The sequence below is a fragment of the Dyella humi genome, assembly GCF_044904605.1.
GTDB classification, from domain to species: domain Bacteria; phylum Pseudomonadota; class Gammaproteobacteria; order Xanthomonadales; family Rhodanobacteraceae; genus Dyella_B; species Dyella_B humi.
Map to the genome: position 1 here is coordinate 1140711 of NZ_JADIKI010000022.1, position 25012 is coordinate 1165722.

The 25012-nt window shown below is 61.5% G+C and carries 16 protein-coding genes; 12 read left to right on the forward strand and 4 right to left on the reverse strand.

Translation table 11 applies throughout. From position 1 onward, the window contains the following. Nucleotides 1-3228 (forward strand): carbamoyl-phosphate synthase large subunit, encoded by a 3228-nt coding sequence (gene carB, locus ISP18_RS10005; RefSeq protein WP_380010282.1) that lies wholly within the window; start codon nucleotides 1-3, stop codon nucleotides 3226-3228. Further along, entirely contained in the window at nucleotides 3225-3701 is a 477-nt protein-coding gene (gene greA / locus ISP18_RS10010) for a transcription elongation factor GreA (RefSeq protein ID WP_380010285.1), read from the forward strand. The genes carB and greA overlap by 4 nt, the downstream gene beginning before the upstream one ends. 129 nt (nucleotides 3702-3830) lie before the next feature. On the opposite strand, the gene ykgO is transcribed toward greA, so the two are convergent. From ykgO to ISP18_RS10030, 4 genes are all read right to left on the reverse strand, one after another. After that, the gene (ykgO, locus tag ISP18_RS10015; protein ID WP_008215056.1) at nucleotides 3831-3956 is read right to left on the reverse strand and encodes a type B 50S ribosomal protein L36; all 126 of its coding nucleotides are present in this window, start codon (nucleotides 3954-3956) and stop codon (nucleotides 3831-3833) included. A 63-nt stretch (nucleotides 3957-4019) separates the two neighbouring features. After that, nucleotides 4020-4931, reverse strand: coding sequence for a LysR substrate-binding domain-containing protein (locus ISP18_RS10020; RefSeq protein WP_380010287.1), 912 nt, complete (start codon nucleotides 4929-4931; stop codon nucleotides 4020-4022). Nucleotides 4932-5161: 230 nt separating this feature from the next. Then, nucleotides 5162-7183: an FAD-dependent oxidoreductase gene (locus ISP18_RS10025; protein ID WP_380010290.1), complete on the reverse strand. Its 2022-nt coding sequence runs from the start codon at nucleotides 7181-7183 to the stop codon at nucleotides 5162-5164. 84 nt (nucleotides 7184-7267) lie between these two features. Next, complete coding sequence (locus tag ISP18_RS10030; RefSeq protein WP_380010293.1) at nucleotides 7268-7525, reverse strand: acyl-CoA-binding protein; 258 nt, start codon at nucleotides 7523-7525, stop codon at nucleotides 7268-7270. Between the two features lie 112 nt (nucleotides 7526-7637). Between ISP18_RS10030 and cmk the strand changes: the two genes are divergently transcribed. From cmk to pbpC, 10 genes are all read left to right on the forward strand, one after another. After that, the gene (gene cmk / locus ISP18_RS10035; protein WP_380010296.1) at nucleotides 7638-8318 is read left to right on the forward strand and encodes a (d)CMP kinase; all 681 of its coding nucleotides are present in this window, start codon (nucleotides 7638-7640) and stop codon (nucleotides 8316-8318) included. Between the two features lie 162 nt (nucleotides 8319-8480). Then, nucleotides 8481-10154 (forward strand): 30S ribosomal protein S1, encoded by a 1674-nt coding sequence (gene rpsA / locus ISP18_RS10040; RefSeq protein WP_380010299.1) that lies wholly within the window; start codon nucleotides 8481-8483, stop codon nucleotides 10152-10154. An 8-nt stretch (nucleotides 10155-10162) separates the two neighbouring features. Then, nucleotides 10163-10522 (forward strand): integration host factor subunit beta, encoded by a 360-nt coding sequence (locus ISP18_RS10045; RefSeq protein ID WP_380011029.1) that lies wholly within the window; start codon nucleotides 10163-10165, stop codon nucleotides 10520-10522. 231 nt (nucleotides 10523-10753) lie between these two features. Further along, complete coding sequence (locus ISP18_RS10050) at nucleotides 10754-11014, forward strand: DUF1049 domain-containing protein (protein WP_380010302.1); 261 nt, start codon at nucleotides 10754-10756, stop codon at nucleotides 11012-11014. Next, nucleotides 11011-12186 carry a lipopolysaccharide assembly protein LapB gene (gene lapB / locus ISP18_RS10055; protein WP_380010305.1) on the forward strand — a complete coding sequence of 392 codons (1176 nt, stop codon included), beginning with the start codon at nucleotides 11011-11013 and terminating at the stop codon, nucleotides 12184-12186. The genes ISP18_RS10050 and lapB overlap by 4 nt, the downstream gene beginning before the upstream one ends. Then, a complete protein-coding gene (locus ISP18_RS10060; protein WP_380010308.1) occupies nucleotides 12179-13225 on the forward strand; it encodes a glycosyltransferase family 4 protein in 1047 nt (348 codons plus the stop codon). The genes lapB and ISP18_RS10060 overlap by 8 nt, the downstream gene beginning before the upstream one ends. After that, nucleotides 13212-15110 carry a polysaccharide biosynthesis protein gene (locus tag ISP18_RS10065; RefSeq protein ID WP_380010311.1) on the forward strand — a complete coding sequence of 633 codons (1899 nt, stop codon included), beginning with the start codon at nucleotides 13212-13214 and terminating at the stop codon, nucleotides 15108-15110. The genes ISP18_RS10060 and ISP18_RS10065 overlap by 14 nt, the downstream gene beginning before the upstream one ends. Then, nucleotides 15111-15983 (forward strand): UTP--glucose-1-phosphate uridylyltransferase GalU, encoded by an 873-nt coding sequence (gene galU, locus ISP18_RS10070; RefSeq protein WP_380010314.1) that lies wholly within the window; start codon nucleotides 15111-15113, stop codon nucleotides 15981-15983. A 348-nt stretch (nucleotides 15984-16331) separates the two neighbouring features. Continuing rightward, complete coding sequence (locus ISP18_RS10075; protein ID WP_380010317.1) at nucleotides 16332-22418, forward strand: alpha-2-macroglobulin; 6087 nt, start codon at nucleotides 16332-16334, stop codon at nucleotides 22416-22418. A gap of 204 nt (nucleotides 22419-22622) precedes the next feature. Beyond that, on the forward strand, nucleotides 22623-24983 hold the full coding sequence (gene pbpC / locus ISP18_RS10080; protein ID WP_380010320.1) for a penicillin-binding protein 1C: 2361 nt from the start codon (nucleotides 22623-22625) through the stop codon (nucleotides 24981-24983). The last annotated feature ends 29 nt before the right edge of the window (nucleotides 24984-25012 follow it).

Sequence of the window (25012 nt, forward strand, 5' to 3'; positions counted from 1 at the left end):
ATGCCCAAACGTACCGACATCAAGAGCATCCTGATCATCGGCGCTGGTCCGATCGTGATCGGTCAGGCCTGCGAGTTCGACTACTCCGGTGCGCAGGCGTGCAAGGCGCTGCGGGAAGAGGGCTACCGGGTGATCCTGGTGAACTCCAACCCGGCCACGATCATGACCGATCCGGACATGGCGGACGCCGTGTACATCGAGCCGATCAACTGGCAGACGGTGGAGCGCATCATCGCCAAGGAGCGCCCGAATGCGGTGCTGCCGACGATGGGCGGCCAAACCGGCCTCAATTGCGCACTCGATCTGGCTGATAACGGCGTGCTCGACAAGTACGGCGTGGAACTGATCGGCGCTTCGCGCGAAGCGATCCGCATGGCCGAAGATCGCGAGTTGTTCCGCGTGGCGATGTCAGAGATCGGGCTGGAGTGTCCGAAGGCGGCCGTCGCGCGCTCGTTCGAGCAGGCGGTGGAGATCCAGGCGACGGTCGGTTATCCCACCATCATCCGTCCCAGCTTCACGCTCGGCGGTTCTGGCGGCGGCATCGCGTACAATCGCGAGGAATTTGAGGAGATCGTCAAGCGCGGTCTCGAACTTTCACCGGTGCACGAAGTGCTGGTGGAAGAATCCGTGCTCGGCTGGAAGGAATTCGAGATGGAAGTGGTCCGCGACAAAGCGGACAACTGCATCATCGTATGCTCGATCGAGAATCTCGATCCGATGGGCGTGCACACCGGAGACTCGATCACCGTCGCACCCGCGCAGACGCTCACCGATAAGGAATACCAGCGCTTGCGCGATGCCTCCATCGCGGTGCTGCGCAAGATCGGTGTGGATACCGGCGGCTCCAACGTGCAGTTCGGTGTGAATGCCGAGACCGGTCGCGTGGTGGTCATTGAGATGAATCCGCGCGTGTCGCGTTCGTCCGCGCTGGCGTCGAAGGCCACCGGCTTTCCGATCGCCAAGGTCGCTGCGAAGCTGGCCGTGGGCTACACGCTGGATGAATTGAAGAACGACATCACCGGCGGCCTCACGCCGGCGTCATTCGAGCCGACCATCGATTACGTGGTTACCAAGATTCCGCGTTTCGCCTTCGAGAAATTCCCGCAGGCCGATGCGCGCCTCACCACGCAGATGAAGTCGGTGGGCGAGGTGATGGCGATTGGCCGCAGCTTCCACGAATCGCTGCAGAAAGCGCTGCGCGGTCTGGAAATCGGCAAGACAGGGCTCAATCCCACCGGTCTCGATATCGCCAGCGAAAACGGTCTGGCGACGCTCAAGCGCGAATTGCGCGAGCCGCGGCCCGATCGTGTGTTCCATCTTGCCGATGCTTTCCGCGCCGGCTTGAGCTTGGAAGATGTGCATGATCTCAGCCGCGTCGATCCGTGGTTCCTCGCGGCGTTCGAAGACATCGTGCTGACGGAGAAGGAAGTGCAGGCCCAGGGCCTTACAGCACTCGATGCAGTGCGTATGCGCGAGCTGAAACGCCTTGGTTTCTCCGACGCGCGTCTGGCCGAACTCACCAATACAGACGAAGCGGCGATCCGTCACTTGCGCCGCACGCTGGGTGTGCGCCCGGTGTACAAGCGCGTGGATTCCTGTGCAGCGGAGTTCGCCACCACCACGGCCTACATGTACTCGACCTACGAGGAAGAGTGCGAGGCCAACCCCACCAGCCGCGACAAGATCATGGTGTTGGGTGGTGGCCCGAACCGCATCGGGCAGGGCATCGAGTTCGACTACTGCTGCGTGCACGCCGCACTTGCGCTGCGTGAGGACGGGTTCGAGACCATCATGGTCAACTGCAATCCGGAAACGGTCTCCACCGATTACGACACGTCGGATCGCTTGTACTTCGAGCCGCTTACGCTCGAAGACGTGTTGGAAATCGTCGATCTCGAAAAGCCCAAGGGCGTGATCGTGCAGTACGGTGGCCAGACGCCGCTGAAGCTGGCGCGTGCGCTCGAAGCGGCCGGCGCGCCGATCATCGGCACCACGCCCGATTCGATCGACCTGGCCGAAGACCGCGAACGCTTCCAGCAGATGATTACCAAGCTGGGTCTCACGCAGCCGCCGAACCGTACCGCACGCAATGCCGACGAAGCGCTAGCGCTGGCGCGCGAGATTGGTTATCCGCTGGTGGTGCGTCCCAGCTACGTGCTGGGTGGCCGCGCGATGGAAGTGGTGTACGACGATGCGGATCTGTCGCGCTACATCCGCGAAGCTGTGCAGGTGTCGAACGATTCGCCGGTGCTGCTCGATCGCTTCCTCGACCACGCAGTGGAAGTGGATGTGGATGTCATCGCCGATCGCGAAGGCAACGTGCTGGTTGGCGGCATCATGGAGCACATCGAGGAAGCCGGCGTGCACTCGGGCGATTCGTCCTGCTCGCTGCCGCCGTACTCACTGTCGCCCGAAATCCAGAACGAGCTGCGCCGTCAGGTAGCTCTGATGGCAAAGGAGCTGAAGGTGATTGGCCTGATGAATACGCAGTTTGCGATTCAGGGCGACACCGTATTCATTCTGGAAGTGAACCCGCGCGCCTCGCGCACGGTGCCGTTCGTGTCCAAGGCGACCGGCGTGTCGCTGGCCAAGATCGCTGCGCGCTGCATGGCTGGCCGTACCCTGGATGAGCAGAGCGCCACACGCGAAGTGATCCCGGGCTACTACTCGGTGAAGGAAGCGATCTTCCCGTTCCTGAAGTTCCAGAACGTCGACCCGATTCTGGGCCCGGAAATGCGTTCCACCGGCGAAGTGATGGGCGTAGGCCGCAGCTTCGGCGCGGCGTTCGCACGCGGTCACGATGCCGCGGGCATCAAGACGCCGCCCAAGGGCAAAGTGTTCGTGTCTGTGCGCGATGCCGATAAGGATCGACTGCTGCCGGTGGCCGCGGATATCGCCTCGCGCGGCTTCACGCTGGTAGCCACGGCCGGTACGGCAAGTTATCTCTCAGAGCACGGCGTGATCTGCGAGCGCATCAACAAAGTGCTGGAAGGTCGCCCACACATCGTCGACCTGATCAAGAACGGCGAAATCGTCTATATCGTCAACACGACGGAAGGTAAGCAGGCGATTGCCGACTCGTTCTCGATTCGTCGTGAAGCCTTGCAGCATCGTGTCACGTATTCCACGACGGTGGCTGGCGCACGCGCCCTGGTGCATTCTCTGGATTTTCATGACAGTGGCGAAGTGCACAGCCTGCAAGAACTACACAAGGAGCTGAACGCATGAGTCGCGCACCCATTACCAAGGCCGGTTCGGAACGCCTGCGTGCCGAGCTGGAACGTCTGAAATCGGTGGAGCGTCCGAGGATCATTGCCGCGATCGCTGAGGCGCGCGCGCACGGTGATCTGAAGGAAAACGCCGAATATCACGCTGCACGCGAACAGCAGAGTTTCATCGAGGGCCGCATCAATGAACTGGAAGCGGCGCTGTCCACCGCCCAGGTGATCGATGTGTCGCGCCTGAACCCCGGCAACAAGGTCGTGTTCGGCGCGATCGTGGAACTGGCAGACGAGGAAAGCGGCGAGTCGGTGAAATATCAGATCGTCGGCGACCTCGAAGCGGACATCAAGCAAGCATTGATTGCAGTGTCCTCACCGATCGCACGCGCGCTGATCGGCAAGAGCGAGGGCGACAGTTTCGAGTTCAAGGCGCCCAATGGCGTGAAGCGCTACGAGATCACCGGCGTGAGCTACGAGTGATGCTTATCGCTCCCTCTCCCCTCCGGGGAGAGGGCTGGGGTGAGGGGCCAATCTCGCCACGAGTCCTGAACATGACGGGCATAAAAAAAGCCGCTTCACAGCGGCTTTTTTATCGGCTCGTGGCCTAGATCAACGCTGACGCGCCTTGAAGCGCGGGTTGCTCTTGCAGATCACGAACACTTTGCCGCGACGGCGCACAACCTTGCAGTCACGGTGCCGCTGCTTGGCGGACTTCAAAGAGGAAAGCACCTTCACGGCAGGCTCCTGGGGCGAAATGAATCAAGGAAAGCGGGCAAGTATAACGATTTGAACCACTTATCACAAGCCCAAAGCGGTTTTTGCCTCGGCAACGGTTTCCAGGAACTGCGACACCACCGGGGAGGGTTTTTCAGCTTGGCTGGCCACCGCCAATATCAGGTAGGCGTCCGGATCAGCCAGCGGCACATAGCTGACACCGGTCAGCTTCACCACCTGCATGCTGGCGGGCACCAGGGCAAGGCCGATGCCAGCGGCAACCAGCGCCAGCAGGCCGTTAATCTGCTGCGCTTGCTGGCGGATTACCGGATGGAAGCCGGCCTTGGCGGCCAGCCGCAGCAGCCGATCGTACAGTGTGGCGGCCAGTTCGCGTGGCTGCACCACGAAAGGATCGCCGGCGACTTCGCCCAGTTCTACGCTGGCCCGGCCGGCCAACCGGTGGCCGGAGGGCAGGGCGAGTAGTAGGGGTTCGCGATCGATCACGTCCAACCGCAGGGCTCGCGCATCGTCCTCGTGGCTGGGCAAGTCGCGCACGAAACCGACGTCGAGCTGGCCGGCGCGGATGGCTGCGAATTGCGGCTCGGTGTACATCTCGCTCAACCACACTCGCACGTTGGGCGCGTTCTGGCCGAGCCTGAGCAGCGTTTGCGGCAGGGCGGGGTGGAACGATACGGACACCGTGTAGGCGAGCTTCAGATGCCCGCTGAAGCCTGCCGCGGCCTCGGCTACCTGCGTACGTGCCTCGTCGGCCATGGCCAGAATCTGCCGGGCCTGATCCAGGAACAGCCGTCCCGGTGGCGTGAGCATGACGTTGCGCTTGTCGCGTTCCAGCAAGCGCACTCCCAGGTCTTGCTCCAGCGCCTGGATTTGCTGGGAAAGCGGCGGCTGCGAAAGATGAAGACGTTGCGCCGCCCGCGTGAAGCTCAGCTCCTCCGCGACCGCGATGAAATAGCGCAGCTGGCGAAAATCGAACATATATGCGTTTCGAATAAATGGCCGGCTAAATATATATTTGATTCTGTATCGCGTCGATCATAATATCCTCTCCGTCGCGCCACTTACCCCCTCCCCCCGAGTGGCGCAGACCTCGCCCCGCAGCGACGCTACCCCCGCGGTATTCGGCCTCCCTCCCCAGAGCCACTACCGACGCGTCGCTAGCGGGGCGCTTCCTTTCTGCTTCCCTGAGAATCTGTTACGGAGCTTTTTTAAAGCTCCGCGGCAAGTCGTGTACCTTGAGCGATAGCGCGTTTGGCATCCAATTCCGCGGCTACGTCGGCACCGCCGATTACGTGCACGCTCGGGTGGCCCAGCTCGGCCAGCGCATCGGCCAGGCTGCGATAGGGTTCCTGACCGGCGCAGATCACCACGTTGTCTACTGGCAATAGCTGCGCCTTGCCGTCGACCGTGATGTGCAGGCCCTGATCGTCGAAGCGATCGTAGTTGACACCACCCAACATGCTCACCTGCTTGTTCTTCAGCGTGGCGCGGTGGACCCAGCCGGTGGTCTTGTTCAGGCGGGCGCCGGGGCGGCCTGCCGTCCGCTGCAGCAGCCATATCTGCCGAGCCGCCGGTTCCGGCTGTGCGGGCAGCAAACCGCCGGGATGTTCAAGCTGCATGTCCACGCCCCATTCGCGCGTCCAGCGTGCGACATCGGTGGTAGGCGAGGGCACGTGTTCGACCAGGAACTCGGCCACATCAAAGCCGATGCCGCCGGCACCGATGATCGCCACGCGCTGTCCGACTGGCTGGCTGCGCGCCAACACATCGAGATAACTCAGCACGCGCGGATCGTCACTGCCGGGAAAACTCACGCGACGCGGCTTGATGCCGGTGGCGATCACGACGTGCTCGTAATTGCCCGCTTTCAGCGACGTGGCTTCCGCGGGCAGTCCCAATTGTAGGCGTACCCGCGCATCGGCCAGGCGATGCGCGAAATAGCGCAGCGTCTCGTGGAATTCTTCTTTGCCGGGAATGCGCTTGGCGTAGTTGAACTGCCCGCCGATCTCGCTGCCGCTTTCGATCAACGTTACGTCATGACCGCGCTCCGCCAGCGTAGCGGCGCAGGCCATGCCGGCCGGTCCCGCGCCGACAACGGCAATGCTTTTGCGTGTCGCTGCAGGAACGATGCGCAACTCCGTTTCGTAGCAGGCGCGCGGATTCACCATGCAGCTTGCGCGCTGATTCAAGAACACGTGATCGAGGCAGGCCTGGTTGCACGCGATGCAGGTATTGATGCGATCGCTGCGTCCCGCTTTTGCTTTGACTGCCCAGTCGGGATCGGCCAGCAGTGGACGCGCCATCGACACCATGTCTGCTTCGCCGCCGGCGAGAATCCGCTCGGCCACATCGGGCATGTTGATGCGGTTGGTGGTGATCAGCGGAATCGACACTTCGCCCTTGAGCTTCTTGGTGACCCAACTGAAGCCTGCGCGCGGCACGCTAGTGACGATGGTCGGAACGCGCGCCTCGTGCCAACCGATACCGGTGTTGATCAGGCTGGCGCCGGCCGCTTCGATGCCCTTGGCGAGCGTCGCGATGTCCTGCCAGGGCTGGCCGCCTTCCACCAAGTCGAGCATTGAAAGGCGATAGATGATGATGAAATCCGGCCCCAGCGCTTTACGCATGCGCCGCACGATTTCCAGTGGAAAACGCATGCGCCGCGTGGCATCGCCGCCCCAGGCATCGTTGCGATGGTTGGTGCGCGCGGCGATGAACTGGTTGATCAGGTAGCCTTCCGAACCCATTACTTCCACGCCGTCGTAGCCGGCCTCGCGGGCAAGCTGCGCGCAGCGGACGAAGTCGTTGATGGTGCGTTCCACGCCACGAACGCTGAGCGCACGCGGCTTGAAGGGTGTGATTGGCGATTGAATACGCGAGGGCGCTACCGATAGCGGGTGATAGCCGTAGCGTCCCGCATGCAGGATCTGCATGCAGATGCGTCCGCCTTCCGCGTGCACGGCCTGGGTGATCTTGCGATGCCGCGGTTTGTGCCAGGGCAGGGTCATGCGTCCGCCGAGAGGCTTGAGCCAGCCTTCAATGCTGGGCGCGATGCCGCCAGTCACCATCAAACCCACGCCGCCGCGTGTGCGCTCGGCGAAGTACGCGGCCAGCTTGTCAAAATCGGCCGCCTTGTCCTCCAGTCCGGTATGCATGGAGCCCATCAGGATACGATTGGGCAGAGTGACGTGGCCCAGCTCGAGCGGGGCGAACAAATGGGGGTAGTTCATGCGGCGACCGTCGTTCAAACGATCGTATGAATGTGCCGGCTATTCACGATGGGCGCAAGTGGCCCCGGTGCGGCAGGTGTTCGCTCAGTCGAGCAATTGTTGTACCAGGGCAACGTATTGGCGCATGGCTTCGTCCGGCGACATGCCTTTCAGCAGCGCCCAGGATTCCTGCTTGGCGGTGCCAATGAAATCGAAGAAACCCGGCTGGCAGCCGTGAACGTCGCCTTCCAGCGCCTGCTTATAGAGCGCGTACAGCCGGAGCAGCGTGTCGTTGTCAGGTCGTTCCGTAATGTGCCGCAGCGCCTCGGCGGCTTGTTCGAACTGGTGGTGCAGCTCGTTCATGGACGAAGACGCTGGATGTGCAGACGTGGCGGACGAAGAATGGGTAAGCATGGCGACTGAAATCCCCTGGAGCACGTTAAGCTAAGCACTTCCCGTGCCATCAGGACCATCCATGCCAACACGCCAGCCCGTGCCCGTACTCACCATCGACGGACCTTCCGGATCGGGTAAGGGCACCATCAGCCGGCTGGTGGCCGAGCACCTGGGCTGGCGGCTGCTGGATTCGGGCGCACTATACAGGGCGGTCGGCTATGCCGCTGGCATGGCTGGGCTGGACCTCTCCGACGCCGATGCCGTCACTCGTTGCGCGGAACACACGAAGATCCAGTTTCGAACGGCACCAGACGGCGGCGACACCCGCGTGATCGTCAACGGCCACGACGCCACGGACGAGCTGCGCACGGAAACGGCTGGTGCTGCAGCCTCGGCCATCGCCTCGATTCCCACGGTGCGCAAGGCCCTGGTGGACCTGCAACTTGGCTTCCGCAAGACGCCAGGTCTGGTGGCGGACGGACGAGACATGGGCACGGTGATCTTCCCCGATGCGCCGTACAAGGTGTTCCTGACCGCCAGCGCCGCCGAAAGGGCGAAAAGACGTTATAAGCAGTTGAAGGAAAAGGGGCTGAGCGTTACACTCTCGTCCCTTCAGAGCGAAATTGAAGCGCGTGACACCCGTGATGCATCGCGAGCCGTCGCACCGCTCAAGCCCGCCGCCGATGCAGTGCTGGTCGATACCACCGGCATGGGGATCGAGGACGTGGTCGCTAAAGTTTTGGCCGTCGTGAAACCGTAAAACGGTTCCGGCGGCATTGGTGCTTCATGTCGCGGCATGAAGTTTTGGGTCAACGGTGCAAGGGCGCAATCCCGAAACACCCACAACCGGCGGGCCTGCCCAAGCGCAACCATCCAACCGCGCGCATTGGGTCAAGGGCCTTTTCTTATTTCTGGAATCAACATGACTGAAAGTTTTGCCGAACTGTTTGAACAGAGCCAACAGGCCATCTCTAAGCTGAAGCCGGGCGCGATCGTTACCGGTATCGTTGTGGAAATCCGCAACGACGTCGTTGTGATCAACGCTGGCCTGAAGAGCGAAGGCATCGTCCCGATCGAGCAGTTCAAGGACGAGAAGGGCGAGTTGGAAGTGCAAGTGGGTGACGAGGTCAAGGTTGCCCTCGATGCACTCGAAGACGGTTTCGGCGAGACCAAGCTGTCGCGCGAGAAAGCCAAGCGTTCGATGGTGTGGGACGACCTCGAGCAGGCGTTCGACAAGGAAGAGACCATCACCGGCATGATCTCCGGCAAGGTCAAGGGTGGCTTCACGGTCGACATCAAGGATGTCCGCGCATTCCTGCCGGGTTCGCTCGTTGATGTACGTCCCGTGCGCGATCCGGTTTACCTCGAGGGCAAGGCGCTCGAGTTCAAGATCATCAAGTTGGACCGCAAGCGCAACAACGTTGTTGTCAGCCGCCGCGCCGTCGTCGAGACCGAGTTCTCCGAAGAGCGCGAGAAGCTGCTGGAACGTCTGACCGAAGGCGCTGTGGTCAAGGGCACCGTCAAGAACCTCACCGACTACGGCGCGTTCGTGGACCTGGGCGGTATCGACGGCCTGCTGCACATCACCGACATGGCGTGGAAGCGTGTGCGTCATCCGTCCGAAGTGGTCAACGTCGGCGACGAGCTCGACGTACGCGTGCTGAAGTACGACCGCGAGCGCAACCGCGTGTCGCTGGGCCTCAAGCAGCTGGGCGACGATCCGTGGGTCGCTATCTCTCGTCGCTATCCGGTCGGCAGCCGTCTGTTCGGCAAGGTTTCCAACGTTACCGATTACGGTTGCTTCGTCGAGATCGAGCCGGGCGTCGAAGGCCTGGTCCACGTCTCCGAAATGGATTGGACCAACAAGAACGTCAATCCGGCCAAGGTCGTGCAGGTCGGCGATGAGACCGAAGTGATGGTGCTGGACGTGGATGAAGAGCGTCGCCGCATCTCGCTGGGCATCAAGCAGACCCGCTCGAACCCGTGGGAAGCTTTCGCCGCCACGCACAAGAAGAACGACAAGGTGTCCGGTCAGATCAAGTCGATCACCGACTTCGGCATCTTCATCGGTCTGGACGGCGGTATCGATGGCCTCGTGCATCTGTCCGACATCTCTTGGCAGGCGTCCGGCGAAGACCTCGTGCGCAACTTCAAGAAGGGCGACGAGATCGAGGCCGTGGTGCTGGCGGTGGATCCGGAACGCGAGCGCATCTCGCTCGGCATCAAGCAGATGGAGCAGGATCCGTTCGGTCACTTCATGGCCGTCCATACGCGTGGTGCGATCGTCAACGGCACGGTGAAGGAAGTTGACGCCAAGGGCGCGGTGATCGATCTGGGCGACGGCGTCGAGGGTTACCTCCGCGCTAGCGACATCGCCAAGGAGCGTATCGACGATGCTACCCAGCATCTGAAGGTGGGCGACAAGGTGGAAGCGAAGTTCACCGGTATGGATCGCAAGAGCCGCCAGCTTTCGCTTTCGATCCGCGCTAAGGATGAGGAAGAGCTGCAAGACGCCATGGCCGAATACTCGTCCGCGTCGGGTGGCACGACCAAGCTTGGTGCGCTGCTCAAAGAGCAGCTCAACAAAGCTGAATGATGTAGTGCCTGCATCGGGGCGGCGTTGCGCCGCCCCGATTCGTTCCACGTCACGGACATTGGGGACCCATGACCAAATCCGAGCTGATTGAGGCGCTGGCCAGGCGTCAGACCCATCTTGCGTTCAGCGACGTCGAGTTGGCGGTCAAGAACGTCATCGAACAAATGAGCCAGGCATTGTCCAGCGGCGAACGCATCGAAATACGCGGCTTCGGCAGCTTTGCCCTGCATTACCGTCCCCCGCGCATGGGCCGCAATCCCAAGACGGGTGAAGCGGTAGCACTGCCAGGCAAGCATGTTCCGCACTTCAAGCCCGGCAAGGAACTGCGCGAACGCGTCAACATGCGGCTGGAGCAGCAAGCCGGCTGATACGCCGTTACATCGTTTATTCCGACAGGCAGGCGGCCTTGGGCCGATCCTGCCTTTTCTTTTTTTGCGGGAATCGTCAATCGGGAATCATGGGAGCGGGTTGCGAAGGGCTGGTGGCGTGGGCTGCGTTCGTATGCTCTTTTCCATTCCCAATTCCCAGAAAAGCAATTTGTCTGAATCGCTCCTCACATTCCTCTGTGAGCTGTTCAGCCAATCGGGTAAAGTCGTGCGATGCGATTGATCGTCATGCTGCTATTGCTATTGTTCATCGCCGGGGGAGTGATCCTGGGGGCGCTCAACGCGGACCTCGTCGGTTACGACCTCGCGTTCGCGCGCGTCCAGGTTCCCAAAGGTGCGGCCTTGCTGGCCATGCTCGCCGTCGGCTGGATCCTCGGCGGCCTCACCGCATGGCTGGGTGTGACCACGCGGCATCGTCGCGAGCGACGACGCGCGGCCAAGACTCAGGGCGCCAGGGTATCGAAAACAGCATGAGCGCCTTCTACTCGCTGCTGGCGCTGCTTATACCGGCGGCCTTCCTTAGTGGATGGTGGACGGCGCGACGCGCCGGCGTGCGTCGCTCGGGAGCGCAGGTCAGCGAACTGTCCTCCGATTATTTCCGCGGCCTGAACTATCTGCTCAACGAAGAGCAGGACAAGGCGATTGAGGTGTTCCTCAAGCTGGCCGAATACAACCGGGACACCGTAGAAACGCACTTAGCGTTAGGCAACCTTTTTCGGCGTCGCGGCGAAGTGGATCGAGCTATCCGTCTCCATCAACATCTGGTCTCCAGGCCCGGCCTGTCTGAGGGCATGAAAACCGTGGCCTTGCTGGAACTGGGCGAGGACTATATGCGCGCCGGTCTGCTCGATCGCGCCGAAGCGCTGTTCTCCGATCTGGTGGCGATGAATGCGCACGCGCCGTCGGCCCTGCGCCATCTCATTGCGATCTATCAGCACGAGCGCGACTGGCACAAGGCCATCGAACATGCGCGCCGTCTGGAGACGATGACCGGCGAGGAAGAAGCCACCACCATCGCGCAGTTCTATTGCGAGCTGGCCGAGCAATCGCGTCAACACGGTGCGCGTGCCGAGGCGCGCGAATATCTGCAACAGGCGTTTGCTTCGCAGCCCGATTGCGTACGCGCCTTCATGCTCACCGGCCGCTTGCATGCGGAAGAAGGACAGCATGCCGACGCCGTCGAAGCCTACGAATATGCAGTGAATGCGGATATCGCCTTCGTGCCGGAAATCCTGCCGCCATTGCTGGACAGCTACGCGCGTTCCGGCCAGATGGAACGCGCGGAGCGTTTCCTGCGCGACATCCTCGCACGCTATCACGGCATTTCGCCGGTGCTGGCGTTGACGCATTTGTATCAGCAGCGCGACGGCGAAAAGCCGGCCATCGATTTTCTCACCTCGCAGTTGCGGCAACGTCCTTCAGTGCGTGGTCTGATGGCCTTGATCGATGCCACCATGGACAAGATCGAAGGCGAAGCACGAGAGAACTTCCTGATCCTGCGCGATCTTACGCGCAAGCTGCTCGAAGGCCAGGCGATGTATCGCTGCAGCCATTGCGGCTTCGGCACCAAGGCGCATCACTGGCAATGCCCGAGTTGCAAAGGCTGGAGCACGATCAGGCCGATCCACGGGGTGGCCAATGAGTGACGTGGTCGTGGCCAGTCTTGCCCCGATCGCGCTTGCCGTATTGTTCGCTTTCCTGATTTCGCTGGGCGTGGTGCGGGCAGCCATCGCCTATGCGCATCGCCGCGGCATGTTCGACCAACCGGGGCAGCGACGTTCGCACACGATTCCCACGCCCCGCGGCGGCGGTATCGGCATCGTCGTGGCGGTGTTGTTAACCTTGCCGGCATGCCTGCTGCAAGCGCCATCGTCGTGGCCGCTTCACGTGGCAATCACGCTGCTCGTCGCCACGGCCATGATTGCGTTGATCGGTTGGTGGGACGATCACAGTTCCTTGCCAGTGCTTCCACGCTTCGGAGTGCAAATACTAGCCGTTGCCTTTTTTTCCGTGGCACTGGTTGCGGGTGGCCCGAGTTGGCTCTGGCTGCCGCTGTGGGTGCTCGGCGGAACGTGGAGCGTCAACTTGCACAATTTCATGGATGGCATCGATGGTTTGCTCGCCCAACAAGGCATGTTCGTGGCCTGCGGTTTTGCGGTGCTCGCATGGGCTATCAACCAGCCGGCGCTGGCGGGAGCTTCGGCCTGCGTAGCCGCAGCCTGCATGGGCTTCTGGTGCTACAACCGCTCACCAGCGCGCATCTTCATGGGTGACGTGGGCAGCGGCGCCATCGGCCTGCTGCTGTTTGCGCTTACCGCGATGCTCTGGCGCTTGAACTGGCCGCTGGTATGGCCGGCTCTGATCCTCAGTTCAGCTTTCGTGACGGATGCGAGCCTTACCCTCCTGATCCGTATGTTGGCGGGAAGGCGCTGGTACACTGCGCACCGCGAACATCTGTATCAATGGATTGTGCGTAGGGGCCATACGCATGCGGTAAGTGCAGCGTGGTATTTGGGGTGGAATCTGCTGGTTGCGGCACCACTCGCCGCTTTGGCGTACGGAAAACCAGGGATGGGGCTATTGGCCTGCATCGTCACTTATGCGATCGCGGCGCTTGTGTGGCTTTTCGCCAAGCGGCGTGTGATCCGGCGAGATCGATACAAGGTTCGTCATGTCCATACGTAAATGGGTCGGCATAGTTCATCCGCGAGCGGCAGTGGTCATACACGACCTGCTCGTCACTGCCCTGGCCTGGTGGGTGGCCAAGGAATTGCGCTACGCGCTGGATCCCAAGCTGATCGTCGGCTTCGAACCGTATGAATTTCCGATCGTGCTGGCGGTGCAAGGCTTGGTCTATGCCTGGACCGGCTTGTACAAGGGCGTGTGGCGCTTCGCCAGCCTGCCGGATCTGTGGAACATCCTGCGTGCGGCCATCGTCGGCACGGTGGCGATTGGCGTTTCGCTGTTCTTGTACGGACGCCTCGACGGCGTACCGCGCTCGGTACTGCTGCTCTATCCGTTCGTGTTGGCGCTGTTCCTGGGCACCCCGCGGCTGGCCTATCGCTTCTGGAAGGACAGCCGCATCGATCTGTTCGTCAATGCCAAGACGCAGCGCGTGCTGATCGTCGGCGCGGACAGTGCCGGTGAGGCGCTGTCGCGCGATCTGCATCGCGATACGCGGTTCATGGTCGTCGGCTTCGTGGATGATCGCCGCTCGCTGCGCGGCGCGCGCATCAACGGCAAACCGGTGCTCGGTTCGCTGGAGCAACTGCCGGACGTGGCCAAGGAAGCCGCCGTGCAGATGCTGTTGATCGCCTTGCCGGGTGCCTCTGCGCGACAGATGCGCCAAGTGGTGGAACTGTGCGACCGCACCGGATTGCCTTACCGTACCGTTCCGAAACTGGAAGACGTCGTCGCCGGACGCGCGCACTTTAATCAGATCAAAGAAGTGTCGATCGAGGATCTACTCGGACGCGATGCGGTCGAGCTGGATTGGACGAAGATCCGCGAGACGCTTACTGGTCGTCGCGTGCTGGTGACGGGTGGCGGCGGTTCGATCGGTTCGGAACTGTGTCGTCAGGTTGCGCGCTTGGGGGTGCAGGCGCTCACCATCGTCGAAAACGGCGAATACAACCTCTATCAGATTTCGCAAGAATTGCGCGCGGCGTATCCGGAGCTGTTGCTCAACAGCGTGCTAGCCGATTGCGGCGATCCCATCGCCATGCGCCGCCTGTTTGCAGAGGTCAAGCCGCAGGTGGTTTTCCACGCAGCCGCCTACAAGCACGTGCCCATGCTGCAAGGGCAACTGCGTACCGCCGTGCGCAACAACGTACTGGCCACGCGCACCGTGGCGGATCTATCGAACGAAACCGGCGTGGAATGCTTCGTGCTGATCTCCACCGACAAGGCCGTCAATCCGACCAGCGTGATGGGCGCGTGCAAGCGCATTGCGGAGATCTGGTGCCAGAACCTCAACGCGCACTCCAATACCCACTTCATCACCGTGCGGTTCGGCAACGTGCTGGATTCGGCCGGCTCCGTAGTGCCCTTGTTCCGTCAGCAGATCCACTCGGGCGGGCCGGTGACGGTCACGCATCCGGAAATCTCGCGCTACTTCATGACCATTCCGGAAGCCACGCAGCTGATCCTGCAGGCGGCGGCGATCGGCCAGGGTGGCGAGATTTTCGCGCTGGACATGGGTGAGCCGGTGAAGATCCGCGACCTAGCCGAACAGATGATCCGGCTGGCCGGTAAGAAGCCCGGCACCGAAATACCTATCGTCTACACCGGTCTGCGCTCCGGCGAAAAGTTGTTCGAGGAGCTGTTCCATCCACTGGAAAACTACAGCGCGACGACACACAACAAGATATTTCTAGCGCAGCACCGACCGGTGTCGTGGGATCTCCTGCAGGCGCAGATGTCCCGCGCGATCGAAGCCGTACGCAGCTTCAACGAGGAGGAGCTGCGTCAGTGCGTATCCAGTCTGCTCCCCTCGTTCAGTTGGAGCGACGTCGCACAACCCAGTAACAACGTGATTCCGCTACGCCGCAACGACATTGGAGAGAAGTGAGTGAGTAAACCATTGCGCAAGGTGGTCTTCCCGGTGGCCGGCCTTGGCACGCGTTTTCTTCCGGCCACCAAGGTGGTCGCCAAGGAGATGCTGCCGGTTCTGGACAAGCCCCTGATCCAGTACGCGGTCGATGAAGCCGTCGACGCCGGGGCCGATACGCTGGTGTTCGTCACCAATCGCTACAAGCACGCTATTGCCGACTATTTTGACAAGGCCTACGAACTGGAAGCCAAACTGCAGGAGAAGGGCAAGGACGACCTGTTGGCCATGGTACAAGGCACGCTGCCGCGCAATGTGCGCGCCATCTTCGTGACGCAGCCAGAAGCGCTGGGCTTAGGCCACGCGGTGTTGTGCGCCAAACCGGTGGTCGGCGACGAGCCGTTCGGCGTCATTCTGCCCGACGACCTGATCTGGAACCGCGGCAAAGGCGCCTTGCGCCAGATGGCTGAATTGGCCGAAACGGAACAGGCCGGTGTCATCGCCGTCGAGGAAGTGCCGCACGACCAGACCGACAAATACGGCATCGTCGACGCCGAACCCATCAACGAGCGCAGCGCGCGCATCCGCTTCATGGTCGAAAAACCCAAGCCCGCGGATGCACCCTCCAACCTGGCCGTGGTCGGCCGCTACGTGCTGCCTGGGCGCGTTTTCCAGCTGCTCGAACAGACCAAGCCTGGCGCGGGCGGCGAGATCCAGCTCACCGATGCCATCGAAGCCTTGCTGACGGAGCAGGGCAAAGTGCTCGCCTATCGCTTCGAAGGCACCCGCTTCGACTGCGGCAATAAGGCCGGCCTGGTCCGCGCCACCATGCACATGGCGATGCAGGATCCAGGGTTGGCCAAAGTCGTGCGCGACGTCGCCAGCAAGCTCTGAGGTGAAAATAGACAAGCGGCCGCCCGGATAGGGCGGCCGTTTTCTATTTGCGGGCATCTCGTAGCCTGGGATGCCAATCCCAGCTTTTTCGCGGTTTCATTGATGCTGGGATTGGCATCCCAGCCCACGAACGTGCGACCGTTTCGGCTTTGTCATGTTTCTGCCCCCGAGCTTCCACTCGTGCCAGAATCATGACCGCAAGCTGCCATGATTCGAAGGCAGTATGCGCATGGGGAATCTTGTTCGTAGCCAGTCACGCCGTCCGGCGTGAGCTTCCTCATAGCTGTGCGAACGCCATGGCATGCAAGTTGCCATGGATCATTAACGGATTGCACTTCGGAAAGCACTATGGATTTGCTGCGTTTTCTACTTCTGTTGCCGGTACGCCTGATTCGCGGATTGCTCGGTGCCTTGGGTTGGATACTCCGTCCGTTGGTCGGCGATGTCAGCTGGTCCGCACCGAGATGGATGCTGCTGGTGCGGCGACGACCGCTGCATTCGACCGGCGTTTTGCTGGCGGTGCTAGTGGTAGCGACCGGCGGCTGGTTCGGCTGGCACTGGTACAAGCATCGGCCGCGCCCACACGAGCCGCAGCGGATCACCTGGGAAGTACACGCACCGGAGATCACCGACTACACCAAGCAGCCGGTGGTGATCCACCCACTCGAACTCGATTTCTCTGCTTCCGCCGCTCCCATTGAACTGGTCGGCAAGCCGGTGACCGCCGGCATTACCATGCAACCGGACATCAAGGGTCAATGGAGTTGGATCGACGACAAGACCCTGCGCTTCATGCCGGCCGCCGATTGGCCAGTCGGGCAGCACCTCAAGGTTCGTTTCGATGTGCCGCAGGCATTCGCGCATCACGTGCTGCTGGCCGACAACCGTTTCGAATTCGATACCGAAGCCTTCAAGGCTACAGTGGGCAAGGGCGAGTTCTATCAGGATCCGCAGGATCCGACCGCCAAGAAAACCATCATCCAGGTCGATTTCAATTACCCCGTCGATACGGCGCAGTTCGAAAAGCGCATTGCGCTGAGCCTGGCCGATCGGAACAACCGCTCATCGACGCCACTGAAATACAGCGTCACCTACGATCCGTACAAGTTGCACGCATGGGTTCACTCGCAGCCGCTGGATCTGCCGCGCGATGACGGCGCCGTTTCGCTGAAGCTGGACAGCGGCGTGCGCAGCTCGCGCGGTGGCGAGGGAACGAAGGCCGAACTCAATACCAATGTGCGCGTGCCGGGGCTCTACAGCCTGACCGTGCAGGACATCAGTCCCACGCTGGTCAACAACGACAAATTCGAGCCCGAGCAGGTGATCGTCATCAACCTGAGCGGCGCCGTGCGCGACAGCGAACTGGCCGGACTCGTGCATGCCTGGATCCTGCCGGCGCAAAAGCCCAACGCGGATGAAGCGGACAACGCCGACCATAGCGTTTACGACTGGAGCGTACGTGAGGTCGGCGACGATACCTTGCGCAAGTCGCAGCAATTGCCGCTGCAAGTGGTGCCTACCGAGAACGACTATCAGCCGCTGCAAAGCTTCAAGTTCCACGCCGATCCGGGACAGCGCATCTACGTGCGCGTTGGCAAGGGGCTGAAGTCGTTCGGCGGCTATGTGCTCGGCCAGCCGGTGGCGCAAGTGGTCACTGTGCCGGATTATCCGAAGCTGTTGCGCTTCATGGCCGATGGTTCGCTACTTTCGCTCAGTGGTAGCAAGCGTATCTCCGTCGTCTCGCGCAACATGACCGGTATGCGACTGCAGATCGGCCGCGTGCTGCCGGATCAGCTGCAGCATCTAGTCAGCCTCAATCAAGGCGATTACAAGCATCCGGAGTTGCCATACGATTTCAGCGAAGAACATATCGTCGATCGCTTCGAACTCAAGCGAGCGTTCCCCACCGACGATCCTGCCCATGCACATTACGAAGGCGTCGATCTGAGCCAGTATCTGCAGGAAGGCAAGCGCGGCGTGTTCCTGCTGCATCTGTATGATTTCGATCCCGCCGCCGCCAAGAAACAGGCCGAAGCCGCCGCCAAGGCCAAGGCGATTGCACAGCAGGGCATTGCACCGCCACCGCCTGGCGCGAAGCCAGATACCGACACGTCCCCCGACGACAACGATGCAAATGCGGAAGGTGAAGGCGATTCGGCCCAGGACAGTCGCCTGATCGTGGTCACCGACCTGGGCATGCTGGTGAAGCGTGCGCTCGATGGCAGCCAGGACGTGTTCGTGCAATCCATTCGCACCGGTCAGCCGGTGGCGGGCGCCAGCGTATCGGTGCTGGCCGTCAACGGGCAGACGCTTTTCAGCCAGGACACCGGCGCCGATGGTGAGGTGCACTTTCCAACCTTCAAAGGCCTGGATCGCGAAAAGAAGCCGTCGCTGTACGTGGTGAAGAAGGCGGACGATCTTTCCTTCCTGCCTATCAGCGGCAATGACCGCCAACTCGACTTCTCACGCTTCGACATCGGCGGCGAAGCCAATGCCGTCAATCCCGGCACGTTGTCAGGCTATCTGTTTTCCGACCGCGGTATCTATCGTCCGGGCGACGACATCCATATCGGCCTGATTGTTCGCGCCGCCACTTGGACGCGCAATGTGGCGGGGATTCCGCTGCAAGCGCAGATTGTCGATCCACGCGGCGTAACGGTGAAGCAGATTGCGCTGAAGATGGATGACTCCGGCTTCGGCGAACTGGGCTATACGCCATCCGAAACCGCGCCTACCGGCACGTGGACGGTAAATCTATACATCGTGCGCGACGGCAAGGCGGATACGCAGATCGGTAACACCACCGTGCAGGTGAAGGAGTTCCTGCCCGATCGCATGAAGGTGGAAGCTAAGCTCTCCAGCCAGGTAGCAGAAGGCTGGGTCAAGCCCGATGGACTCAAGGGTCTGGTCGATGCGCAGAACCTGTTCGGTACGCCAGCCGCCGATCGCCGCGTAGAAGCACAGCTCACGCTGCGTCCGGCTTGGCCATCCTTTCACAGTTGGCCCAACTATCACTTTTACGACGTCCATCGCGCGAAGGATGGTTACGAGGAAAATCTGCAGGACGGCAAGACAGACGAAAAAGGCCATGCCGAATTCGATCTGGATCTGAAGAAATATGCCGATGCGACTTATCAGCTTTATTTCCTGGCCAAGGCGCACGAACCCGAGGGAGGCCGAAGCGTCGCCGCGGCCACGCAGACGCTGGTGTCCAGCAACGATTGGCTGGTCGGTTATCTCAGCGAGGACAATCTCGACTACGTCGATCGTAACGCCGTGCGCAAGGTGCATCTGGTGGCGATCGATAATCAGGCCAAATCGATCAAGCTCGATGGCCTCAAGGCGCAGATGATCGAACGCCGCTATGTATCGGTACTCACCAAGCAGGATTCAGGCGTCTACAAATACGAGTCGCGGCTGAAGGAAATTCCGATCAATGAGCAGCCGCTACTGATTCCGGCCGGCGGCTTCGACTACACGCTGCCTACGGATAAACCAGGCAATTACGCGTTGGTGGTCCTGCGCGGCAGCGATCGCGTCGAGGCGAACCGCGTGACCTACTCGGTAGCGGGCGCCGCCAACCTGTCGCGCTCGCTCGATCGCAATGCCGAATTGCAGCTCAGTCTGGAAAAGCCTGACTACGGTCCGGGCGACACCGTCAACATTTCCGTCCATGCGCCTTATGCGGGCAGCGGCCTGATCACCATCGAGCGCGACAAGGTGTATGCGCACGTCTGGTTCCATGCCGATACCACCAGCTCGGTGCAGCAGATCACGATCCCGAAGGATTTCGAAGGCAACGGTTATATCAACGTGCAGTTCATCCGCGATCCATCCTCGGATGAAATCTTCATGAGTCCGCTGAGCTATGGCGTGGTGCCGTTCTCGGTGAACCTGGATGCGCGCCGCGATCCGATAACGGTAGATTCGCCCAGCCTGGTCAAGCCCGGCGATACGGTGACATTCAAGTTGCACGCGGCGCATCCAGCCAAAGCTGTGGTGTTCGCCGTGGACGAGGGCATTCTGCAAGTGGCCCGCTACAAGCTGGGCGATCCGCTGGCTTTCTTCTTCCGCAAGAAGATGCTGGAAGTGCAGACCTCGCAGATTCTCGATCTGATCCTGCCGGATTTCGAGAAACTGATGGCTAGCGCTGCTGCACCAGGTGGCGATGCAGATGCGGCAATCGGCCGCCAGCTCAATCCGTTCAAGCGCAAACGCGACAAGCCGGTGGTGTACTGGTCTGGCATCGTCGATGTCGACGGCGACAAGGATTTCACTTACACCGTGCCCGATTACTTCAACGGCAAGCTGCGCGTGATGGCAGTGGCCGTATCGTCCGATCGCGTCGGTACCTATGAAGGCAGCACCACCGTGCGCGGCGATTTCGTGCTGTCGCCCAACGTGCCGACCACCTTGGCGCCCGGTGACGAAACGGATGTCAGCGTGGGTGTCGCGAACAACCTCACCGGCCTTGGCGGCAAACAGGTGCCGGTGGCGGTCACACTGCTAACCGGTCCGCAACTGCAAGTGATCGGTGCGGCCACACAGAACATCAGCCTGGCCGAAATGCGCGAGGGCGTAGTGAAGTTCCGCGTCAAGGCCACCCAGCAGCTCGGTTCCGGTCATCTGGCTTTTACCGCGGCTTATGCCGGCAAATCGGCGCACCAGGCGGTGGATGTATCGGTGCGGCCGGCATCGGCGTATCGCACGCAGGTCGACGTGGGCCAAGTTGCCACGCGCAGCCAGTCCGAACTGTCTCCCTTGCGGCCGATGTTCGATGCGTATGCTTCCCGCGATGCCGCCATCTCACCGCTGCCGGTAGTGCTGTCGCAAGGCATCACAAGCTACCTGATCAATTATCAGAACTACTGCAGCGAACAGGTGGTGAGCATGGCGATGCCACGCCTGATCCTGGCCAAGTGGCCACAGGTGCAGGTATTCGCGCATGCCTTGCAGCCGGCGTTCGGTTATGAGGAAGAGGGCGGAAAGAAGATCGGCAATGCCGAGGCACTTGGCAAACTGCTGGATGTGCTGCACGCGCGGCAGAACAGCGAAGGCGGTTTCGGCTTGTGGGCGGCTACGCCCGATGCGGAACCGTTCGTCTCCAACTATGCGATGAACTTCCTGCTCGAGGCGCGCGATCGAGGTACAGCAGTGCCGCAGGACATGCTCGATGCTGGCAACAAATATTTGCAGCAGCTGGCCAACGATGAAGGCATGGATTCGATAGATAAACTGCGCCAGCGTGCCTATGCGGCCTATTTGCTGACGCGCCAGGGCAACGTCACCACCAACGCGCTGGCATCGATCCAGAAGCGACTGCAGGAGGTTTATCCGGACGGCTGGAAGAGCGATCTGGCTGCGGCATGGTTGGCCGCTTCCTACAAGCTGCTCAAGCAGGATGACGAAGCCAACCGTTTGATCGTCGGTCCGGAACGTGCGCTGACACGCAGCCAGGCGAGTGAGGGTTTCAGTTACAGCTACTACTACGATCCGCTCGTTCGCGATGCCAGCGTGCTGTATCTGCTCACCAAGCATTTCCCGGAACGCGCCAAGGCTTTACCGTCGCGCGTGTTCGAGAACATTGCCTGGCCGCTGGCGCACAACTACTACAACACGCTGTCCTCGGCTATGACGATTCTTGCGCTGGACAGCTATGCCGGCCAGGCCGCCATGGAGCTGGACAAGCTCGGTATCGATGAAGTGCATGCGGATGGCAGCACCAAGCCGATCGCCAGCATGCAGGGCAACCTGTTGCAGGCGGGCAGCTGGGACGCCGCGGCGAGCAAGCTGCGCTTCAACAACCAGAGCAGCCTGCCGGCATGGCGGATAGCAAGCCAGGGCGGCTACGACCGCACACAGCCGACCGAAGCGATCAAGAATGGTATCGAGGTCGTGCGCGAATACACAGATGCGCAAGGCAAGTCGGTCGATAGCGTAACGATCGGCCAGGAGATCGACGTGCATGTACGCATTCGTGCCACTGGCAACGACGGCTTCGGCAATGTCGCGGTGGTCGATCTGCTGCCCGGCGGCTTCGAGCCAGTAATCCAGCCGCCACCGGCTCCCGCCGATCAGCAAAGCTCGGATAACACAAGTGGCGACAACGGCAATGGCGATAACAGCAACGCGGATAACAATGCTGCCGACAACAGCAACGATTCGTCCGGCAATGCCCCAGCCGAACCGGCCTATCGCTCCACCATCGGCCTGCCGCAGTCGAGCTGGCAGCTGGATTACGCGGATGTGCGCGAAGACCGCGTGGTGATCTACGGTACCGCCACACCGGACGTGCACGAGTTCGTCTATCGCATCCGCGCGACCAATGCCGGCAAGTTCGCAGTGCCGCCGGCTTATGCTGAGTCGATGTACGACCGTGCCGTGCAGGCGCGTTCGGTAGGCGGTGCAAGCCTGATGGTGGTCGATAAACCGTAGTTGTGCCGCATGCCAGTTCCCTCTCCCCTCCGGGGGAGAGGGTTAGGGTGAGGGGACAATCTTGCGGGAAAATCCGCTCCCTCTCATACGCATGCGACAACACGGCTCCTGCTCATCTTGAAGATCATGGCAAGCCCAGCCCCTCACCCTAACCCTGTCCCCGAAGGGAAGAGGGGACCGTTTTCGCGTTTGTTGAAGGCTGTATTGCGCTGGCTCCACCGCTGGCAAAACTGGCTGGTGGCCTTGGGTCTGATCATGTTCGTGTTGGTCGGATGCCGATTCTGGCCCCACCAGCCACTGCGCAGCTGGCTACCATCGTCCACGGCGGTTTACGACCAGAAAGGCCACCTGCTGCGCCTCACCCTAGCCAGCGATCAGCAATACCGGCTATGGCTACCGCTCAAGGAAATCTCGCCGCAACTGATCGAAGGCGTGCTGCTGCACGAGGACCGCTGGTACGCCTGGCATCCCGGCGTCAATCCGTATGGACTGCTGCGCGGCGCCTGGGTGACCTATGCGCTGCGCCGCAACCCGCAAGGCGGATCGACCATCACCATGCAATTGGCGCGGCTTCTGTGGGGACTCAACACGCGCACGCCGATGGGCAAGTTGCGGCAGATCGCCCGCGCGCTGCAATTGGAACTGTTCTATTCCAAGCGCGAGATCCTGGAGGCTTATCTCAACGATGCGCCCTACGGTGCCAACGTGCAGGGCGCCGGTACCGCCGGCCTGGTGTATTTCGGCAAGCCGGCCAGTCAGCTCAGCTTGCCGGAAGCCTTGACCTTGGCGGTGATTCCGCAAAATCCCTCGCGGCGCTTGCTGGCCGGGCAGGGCAGCGGCAGCAACGTGTTGATCAGCAGCGGATTGGCCGACGCACGCAATCGTCTGTACCGCGCGTGGCTGGCGCGACATCCGCAAGACGCTGTGCTCAAGCCGCTGTTCGAGTTGCCCTTGACGCTGCGGCCGCTCAGTCGCCTGCCGTTCGAGGCACCGCATGCGGTAGAGCAGGTGTTGGCTGCGCAGGCCTGGAACGGTAGCGACCGTAGCGCTGTGCTGAACACCACCATCGATCTGGAGCTGCAACACAGCCTGGAGCGGCAGATTGCGCTGTACGTCAAACGCAACGCCTCGCGCGGTATCAACAACGCTGCGGCCATCCTGGTGGATACGCGCGACATGAGCATTCGTGCGCTGGTGGGATCGGCGGATTATCGGGATGCTGCCATCCAGGGGCAGGTGAACGGCACGCTGGCCAAGCGCTCGCCGGGCTCCACGTTGAAACCCTTCATCTACGGGCTGGGTTTCGACCAGGGCATCCTGCAGCCGCAAACGGTATTGCGCGACGTGCCGACGGCTTTCGGCCCTTACACGCCGGAAAACTTCGATGGCAACTTCCTCGGGCCGATCACGGCCACGCAAGCGCTGATTCGCAGCCGCAATATTCCTGCGGTGTGGGTTGCTTCGCAGTTGCATCAACCCAGTCTCTACGACTTCCTGCAACAGGCGGGCGTCAGCCGCATGGCCAGCGAGCAGCACTACGGATTGTCGTTGGTGTTGGGTGGTGGCGAGGTGAGCATGCAGGAACTGGCCGACCTCTACGCCATGCTCGCCAATCAGGGCATGCTGCGGCCGTTGCGTCTGCGCAGCGACGATCCGCAGGTGCAAGGCACGCGCCTCCTGAGCGAAGAAGCCAGCTTCATGGTGATGGACATCCTGCGCCAGAATCCGCGTCCGGATGAAGCGGTGGGCATGCAAGCGATGCGCATGCCGGTGTATTGGAAAACCGGTACCTCATGGGCGTTTCGCGATGCCTGGACAGCCGGTAGCTTCGGCCCTTACGTGCTGGTGGTGTGGGTAGGCAATTTCGACGGCAGCGGCAATCCAGCGTTTGTCGGCGTGGATGCCGCCGCGCCGTTGTTCTTCCAGATCGTCGACGCCCTGCGTGCCGAGCACGTGCGCCTGGACGAGCCGATCAGGCATATGCCCGCCAATCTCAAACACGTGCAGATCTGCCTGGCCAGCGGCAACCTGCCGACCGAGTGGTGCCCGCAGAAAGGTACGACCTGGTTCATTCCCGGCAAATCGCCAATCCGCGTCGACGATATCTATCGGCCACTGGTGATCGACGACAGCACCGGGCAGCAGGCGTGCCCGCCGTTCGACGGCAAGCGCACGCATGTGGAAGTCTACGAATTCTGGCCGTCGGACCTGCAGCGCGTGTTCCAGCAAGCGGGCATGCCGCGCCGCAAACCGCCGATCAACCCGGCATGTAGTGGTGGCGAGCGCGTCGACGGCAGTGCGCCGAGCATGACCTCGCCGCTGCGTGGCAGCGCGTATACGCTGCGATTGAAGCAACTGGACGAAGCGCGCATTCCCTTTACCGCGACCAGCGATGCGGACGTACATGCGCTGTATTGGTTTGTCGACGATGCCTACGTCGGCCGCAGTGCACCCAACGAATTGATGTATTGGCAGCCACATACGGCAGGCCGGTACACCGTTCGCGTGGTCGACGATCACGGCCGCGCCGATCAGCGCCTGCTGGAGGTCAATCTGGTCGATTAAGATCGAGCATCCCTAAGCCGGCCACACCG

Coding starts and splice junctions, on each gene's coding strand:
- rpsA (WP_380010299.1), top strand. CDS start 8,481: ATGACTGAAAGTTTTGCCGAACTGTTTGAACAGAGCCAACAGGCCATC.
- ISP18_RS10065 (WP_380010311.1), top strand. CDS start 13,212: ATGTCCATACGTAAATGGGTCGGCATAGTTCATCCGCGAGCGGCAGTG.
- ISP18_RS10025 (WP_380010290.1), bottom strand. CDS start 7,183: ATGAACTACCCCCATTTGTTCGCCCCGCTCGAGCTGGGCCACGTCACT.
- greA (WP_380010285.1), top strand. CDS start 3,225: ATGAGTCGCGCACCCATTACCAAGGCCGGTTCGGAACGCCTGCGTGCC.
- ISP18_RS10060 (WP_380010308.1), top strand. CDS start 12,179: ATGAGTGACGTGGTCGTGGCCAGTCTTGCCCCGATCGCGCTTGCCGTA.
- ISP18_RS10030 (WP_380010293.1), bottom strand. CDS start 7,525: ATGAACGAGCTGCACCACCAGTTCGAACAAGCCGCCGAGGCGCTGCGG.
- ISP18_RS10075 (WP_380010317.1), top strand. CDS start 16,332: ATGGATTTGCTGCGTTTTCTACTTCTGTTGCCGGTACGCCTGATTCGC.
- ISP18_RS10050 (WP_380010302.1), top strand. CDS start 10,754: ATGCGATTGATCGTCATGCTGCTATTGCTATTGTTCATCGCCGGGGGA.
- ISP18_RS10020 (WP_380010287.1), bottom strand. CDS start 4,931: ATGTTCGATTTTCGCCAGCTGCGCTATTTCATCGCGGTCGCGGAGGAG.
- cmk (WP_380010296.1), top strand. CDS start 7,638: ATGCCAACACGCCAGCCCGTGCCCGTACTCACCATCGACGGACCTTCC.
- lapB (WP_380010305.1), top strand. CDS start 11,011: ATGAGCGCCTTCTACTCGCTGCTGGCGCTGCTTATACCGGCGGCCTTC.
- carB (WP_380010282.1), top strand. CDS start 1: ATGCCCAAACGTACCGACATCAAGAGCATCCTGATCATCGGCGCTGGT.